This window comes from Streptomyces phyllanthi, from assembly GCF_009377205.1.
GTDB lineage: Bacteria > Actinomycetota > Actinomycetes > Streptomycetales > Streptomycetaceae > Streptomyces > Streptomyces phyllanthi.
Genome location: NZ_VJZE01000541.1, coordinates 1 through 5,597, shown reverse-complemented (window position 1 = coordinate 5,597; position 5,597 = coordinate 1). Strand labels below are relative to the sequence as shown.

3 protein-coding genes are annotated in these 5,597 nt (G+C 75.0%); all 3 read right to left on the bottom strand.

Annotated elements, in window-relative coordinates:
• Window positions 1-566: 566 nt before the first annotated feature.
• Complete coding sequence (locus tag FNH04_RS40310) at window positions 567-2,738, bottom strand: bifunctional serine/threonine-protein kinase/ABC transporter substrate-binding protein (RefSeq protein WP_152791135.1); 2,172 nt, start codon at window positions 2,736-2,738, stop codon at window positions 567-569.
• A gap of 18 nt (window positions 2,739-2,756) precedes the next feature.
• Window positions 2,757-4,913: a bifunctional serine/threonine-protein kinase/ABC transporter substrate-binding protein gene (locus FNH04_RS40305; RefSeq protein WP_152791133.1), complete on the bottom strand. Its 2,157-nt coding sequence runs from the start codon at window positions 4,911-4,913 to the stop codon at window positions 2,757-2,759.
• The coding region (locus FNH04_RS40300) for a hypothetical protein (RefSeq protein WP_228031904.1) at window positions 4,913-5,597 on the bottom strand (685 nt) is incomplete at its 5' end. The genes FNH04_RS40300 and FNH04_RS40305, both read right to left, overlap by 1 nt.

The following is a 5,597-nucleotide window of genomic DNA, read 5'->3' as shown; positions in this document are numbered from 1 at the left end:
GTCCACATGTAGACCTCGCCCCCTGATCTGCGTCCTCCCCCCTCCCCCCACTGATACGGCCCGCCGCAACCCGGCGGGCCGTATCGACTTCCACTTGCGGGCGGTCCGTCGGGGAGCAGTCGCGGCCGACCGCGGAAGAAGCCCGAGCCGTGGGGGTCGTAACCTCGGCGCCCTTGACACGAGCATCGCGGCAGCCGAGTCCGCTCTGCGCACGCACCAGTCGGAGGGCGGATTCCCGATCCACCTCGTACGCCTCGTGGAGGACACCGCGCCGAGCGGCCTCGACGAGTACCGAGAGGAACAACGCGTCCTTGAAAATCAGCGGGACACTCGGCCACGCCAAGGCAAGCAGGTCGGGCTTGCCAGTACCGGAGTCCGACCACTCCGCGAGCCCGAGACGCAAACCGCGGTCCCTCAAGGCCCGTACAGCGTTGGGTGGCGGCAGCGGCCGGGCCACTCGGGCACAGGTGGCACCGCCGTCTGAGGCGATGCCAGTACCTCTTGGTGAGATCGGCATCGGCTGTCGCAGCGACCGGCAGACGGGTCCGGAACCGGGCGTCTGCCGGTCACCTCACCTGATCGTGGCGGCCCAGGAAGCGGAACTCCCCGTCCTTGACCCGGTACAGGAAGCTCGTGTCGTCGGGTACGAGGCTGTGGGTGATGTCGCGGGTGAAACGGAGGGGCTTGGCCACACCGTTGTGGGTGAGCTTGAACATGCGCTCGGCGACCTGCCCGGGTGTGATGCCGGCACCGCCGCCGAGGGCGTCCAGGGACGCGGCGATCAGCCCCACGGCGTCGTAGGCTTCGGCGGACCAGCGGGCGGGAGGTTCGCCGTAGCGGTCGCGGTACGCGGCCGTGAAGGCCTTCGCGGCCTTGGTGCCGGACGACTGCGGTTCGCTGTAGGGCGCCTCGAACACCCAGCCCTCGGCCGCCTCGCCCGCGGCCTTCGTGAAGTCCGGGCGCATCACGGGCTCGACGGCCAGGCGGGGTCCGGTGAAGCCCGCGGCGGCCAGAGCGCGGGCGCAGGCCGCGGCCCGGGGCGGCGAGGTGCCCGCGTAGACGACGGCCTCGGGGCGCGTGGCGAGGGCGGCGGCGACGGTGGGGCGGAAGTCGTCCGTTCCGGCCGCCACCGTGTGGACGGTGGCGGTGCCCTCGCTGGGCGGGTTCTCGCGCACGCTGCGGGCGATGTCTTCGGCCGCCGCGCCCGCGGCCCGGTCCTGGATGACGGCGGTGCGTTCGGCCTTTTGGACCCTGGTCAGATAGGAGACCACAGGTATGGCCCGGTACCCCGACGGGGCCGTGGTCACGCAGAGGGAGCGGGTCAAGGCGCTGGAGAGCCCCAGGGCGTCGTAGTCGACCGAGACGAGCAGGACCGGCATGGACGCCTTCCCGTACAGGGTGACCGCGGCCTCGGCGGCGGCGGCGCTGGTGGGGCCGACCACCGCGCGGACGGAGGGATCCGCGATCAGGCGGCGGGCTCCGGCCTTCGCCCGCCCGGCCTCGCCCCGGTCGTCGTACGAGGTGAGAGCGAGCCGGAAACGGGCGTCCTTACGGGCGTTGTGGTCGGCCACGGCGAGCCGGGCGCCCCGCTGCTGAGCCTGTCCCTGCTCCGCCTGGGCGCCCGTCAGGGCGGCGTGGAGGGCGATGGTGTGGGTGGGCAGGTCCCCGCCGCCCTGCGCGGTGCCCCGGCGGGTGGTCAGCAGGACGGCGGCGCCGGTGCCGGATGCGGCGAGCACCGCGGCGGCCGAGCCGCCGACGGCCAGGATCCGGCGGCGCGAGGGTGCCCGGTCCGCCTCGACGGTGGGCTCCGACGGCGCGGTGGGGCCTGTCTGCCGGGGCGGCGGGTCCAGCGCGCGGGACGAGCGCTCGGCCACCAGTCGCAGCACGGCGGACGGCAGCCAGTCGGCCTGGTCGGGCGCCACCTGGCCGGAAGCCGTCAGCACGTGGGCGAGTTCGGCGGCCGTGGGCCGGTCGGCGGGGTCCTTGGCCAGGCAGCGGGTGATCGCCGTGCGCGGCTGGGGCGGCAGCCGGTCGAGGCCGGTCAGGTCGGGCTCCTCGTGCACGGTGCGGTACAGGACGGCGGCCGGGTTGCCGGTGCCGAAGGGCCGTCGCCCGGTGGCCGCGTACGCCAGCACGCAGCCAAGGGCGTACACGTCACTCGCGGTGACGGCCCCGCCGCCTGCCCGGACCTGTTCGGGAGCGAGGTAGCCGGGGGTGCCGACCACCGCTCCGGGCTCGGTCAGCGCCGTCGCGCCGGTGGCCCGGGCGATGCCGAAGTCGATCAGCCGGGGGCCGTCGAGGGCGAGCAGGACGTTGCCGGGCTTGACGTCCCGGTGCACCAGGCCCGCTTCGTGCACCTCGGCCAGTGCCTCCGCCAGCAGGGCGCCGAGCGTGGCGACGGCGTACGGCGGCAGGGACCCGTAGCCGTCCACGGCCTCGGCCAGGGAGGGGCCGGGCACGAACGCGGTGGCCAGCCACGGCTCACGGGCCTCGGCGTCGGCGTCGGTGACCGGCACCAGCCAGCGGCCGGTGAGCCCTCTCGCCAGCCGCGCCTCGCGCCTGAACCGCTCCCGGAAGGAGTGCTCGGCGGCGTACTCGGCACGGATGACCTTCAGGGCGGCCAGGGTCCCGTCCGCGGTGCGGGCCAGGTAGACCACGCCCATGCCGCCCGTGCCGAGCCGGGCGAGCAGCCGGTGCCCGCCCAGTTCGCCGGGGTCATGTGCGCTCAGCGCCCGCATCGTCCGCGTCCTCCGGTATCAGGCTCCGGAGATGTCCACCGCGCCCGCGTAGGCAAACCGGCCGCCCTGAACCCGGAAATGGTGGAGCACCTGATTCTTCGCCCTCTTGTCGTCGTCGAAGGCGTAGGTCGCGGCCACCCCCGTGTACCGGGCCTCGCTGAGGGCCCGGGTGAGCCGGTCGTGGGTGGGGCGGCTGCGGCCCTTCGGGGCGAGGGCGGTGAGCCGGTCGGCGAGCAGGCGCGTCACGTCGTACGCCTCGGCCGCCCACGGACCCGGCGTGCTCCCGTACCGCTTGCGGTAGGCGGCGGCGAAACCGCGTACGGGTGTGGCGTCCGGTGCGACGTACGAGGTCAGAACCTGCCAGTCCTCGGCCGCCCGGCCGGCCCGGGAGGTGAAGTCCGCGGTGGCCGAGGCGGCGTCGAGGAAGCGGGGCCCGGCGAAATCACGCTCCGCGAGAGCACGGGCCACAGCGGCGGCACGGTCGGGTGCGCCGAGGTAGTAGAACCCGTCGACGCCGTGGCCCAGCATGTCGACGACGACCGGTTCCAGAGCGCTCGCGCTCGCGGCGGCGGGCACCACGCGCAGGTACAGCTCCATCCGGTCACGTGCGGCGTGCTGACTCACGATCACGGACTCCAAGCCGGCCACCTTGCCCGCCCGGTCGGCCAGCATGCCCAGCCGGCCGACACGCTGCGCGCCGAGGGTGGTGATGGTGGCGAAAGCGCCGACCGCGGACAGCGACGCCGCACGGAAGTACGCGCGTGGGGCAGCCCCCGCGAGGGCCGTCTGCGCGGCGGTGGTCGACAGTTCCGACACCGTCAGCAGCGGCATGCCGGCGCCGTCGTAGACCTCCAGCGCGGCCAGCGCCGAGGCGTAGCCGGTGGGGCCGAGCACGGCGAGGACGTCGCCGGTGCCGGTCAGCCCCCGGGCGACCCGCACCGCCCGGGCCGGCTCGCCCCCGTCGTCCTCGGTTCGCAGCGCGAGGGTGAACGGCCTGGTCCTGCGGGCGTTGAACTGCTCCACCGCCAGCCGCGCGCCCCGCTCCTGCGCGCGCCCGGCCCCTCGCTGCGGACCCGTCAGGTCCGCGTGGAGGCCGATCGTCCATGCGCTGTCCGCGGTCTGCACCGGGGCGTCGTCGTCCTCCAGCGCCGCCCACAGCGCGGCACCGCCGCCCGCCAGGAGCAGCGCCGTGCCGCCGGCCAGGGCGAGGACCCTGCGGCGGCCCGGGCCCCGCGGCTCGGACCCGGCCCCGGAGCCCTCCGACACCTCGGTGGGCTCGATGCCCGGCAGGGCGAGCATCTGAGCCGACCGTTCGGCGATCATCCGTACCACCGCGTCGGGCAGCCAGTCGACCGTGCCGGCCGGGGCGTCCTCCACCAGCCGCGCGTCCACCTCGGCGGCCGTGGGCCGCTGCTCCGGCTCCTTCGCCAGGCAGCGGCCGAGCAGCGCCCGCAACTCGGTGTCCGCCACACCGTCCAGCTCGGGCGTGTCGTGGAGGGTGCGGTACAGCAGCGCGTCCGCCGCGCCGGTGCCGAACGGCGGGCGGCCGGCGACCGCGTACGCCAGCACGCAGCCCAGCGAGAAGATGTCGCTCGGCGCTCCCACCTGCCGCGCCCGCGCCTGCTCCGGGGAGAGGAAGCCGGGTGTGCCGACCACCACGTTGTCCGAGGTCAGCTCCGTCTCGTCGGCCGCCGTGGGGCGTGCGATGCCGAAGTCGATCAGCCGGGGGCCGTCGAGGGCGAGCAGGACGTTGCCCGGTTTGACGTCCCGGTGCACCAGGCCCGCCTCGTGCACGGCGGCCAAGGCGCGTGCCAGCACCTTGCCCAGCACCCGCACGGCGCGGTCCGGCAGCGCTCCGCAGGCCGCGACCGCCTCGGCCAGGGAGGGTCCGGGCACGAACGCGGTGGCCAGCCACGGCGCCGCCGCCTCCGTGTCGGCGCCGAGCACCCGCACCACCCACGGGCTGTCGACCCGCCGGGCGGTTTCCGCCTCCCGGCGGAAGCGGGCCCGGAACTCGGCCTGGTCGGCGTACTCGGGCTGGATCACCTTGACCGCGGCCAGGTCTCCGGTCTCGGTCCGGGCCAGGTAGACCACGCCCATGCCGCCGGCGCCCAGCCGCCCCAGCAGCCGGTGCCCGCCCAGGCGCGAGGGGTCGGTGGGAAGCAGCCGCTCCATCACTCGCCTCCCTTCGCGTCCCCGGCGTCGGGGCTCTGGGAGGTGGGGGCAGGCTCCGGCGAAGCCGAACCGGACCCGGTGGGGCTTGCGATCGCGCCCTGTACCCGCACCAACATCATGGCCGCCACGTCCACCTCGCTCGTGGTGCTCCCCTGGTCTCCGCACACGGACGCGGCGACCACGACCGAGCCGAACGTGGACTGCGTCCACGAGTAGTCGTACGGCCCACCCCGCGTGTCGCTGACGCACTTGCCCGACTCCGCCAGCGAGTCGTCGCTGGTGACGTTGCCGCTCTCACCCCACGCGACGGCAGTCGAGGCGAGCTCGGTGAGCCGCTCCCCCGGCTGCAGCGTCTGCTCCGGGCAGCCGGCGGCCTCCTCCAGCATCCCGGCCTGCTCCCAGGCGGCGTCCAGCGCCGTCCGGTGCACCGTGACCGTGGCCGACAGCCGCACCGACCCCTTGCGCCCCTTGCCACTGCTCGAGGACACCTCGAAGTGGCGGGTGAGTGTGGCCAGTACGTCGTCCGGTAACCCCTGCCGCTGCCACACGCAGTCCTCGCCCAGCACCGCCCAACTGCTCGGATCGCTCTCGTACGGCGTCGCCCGCACCGCCCCCGCCCCGACCAGCTCCTGATCGGCGATCACCTCCCGGACGAACGCCCGCGCCTCCCCCACGGTTCGCGGC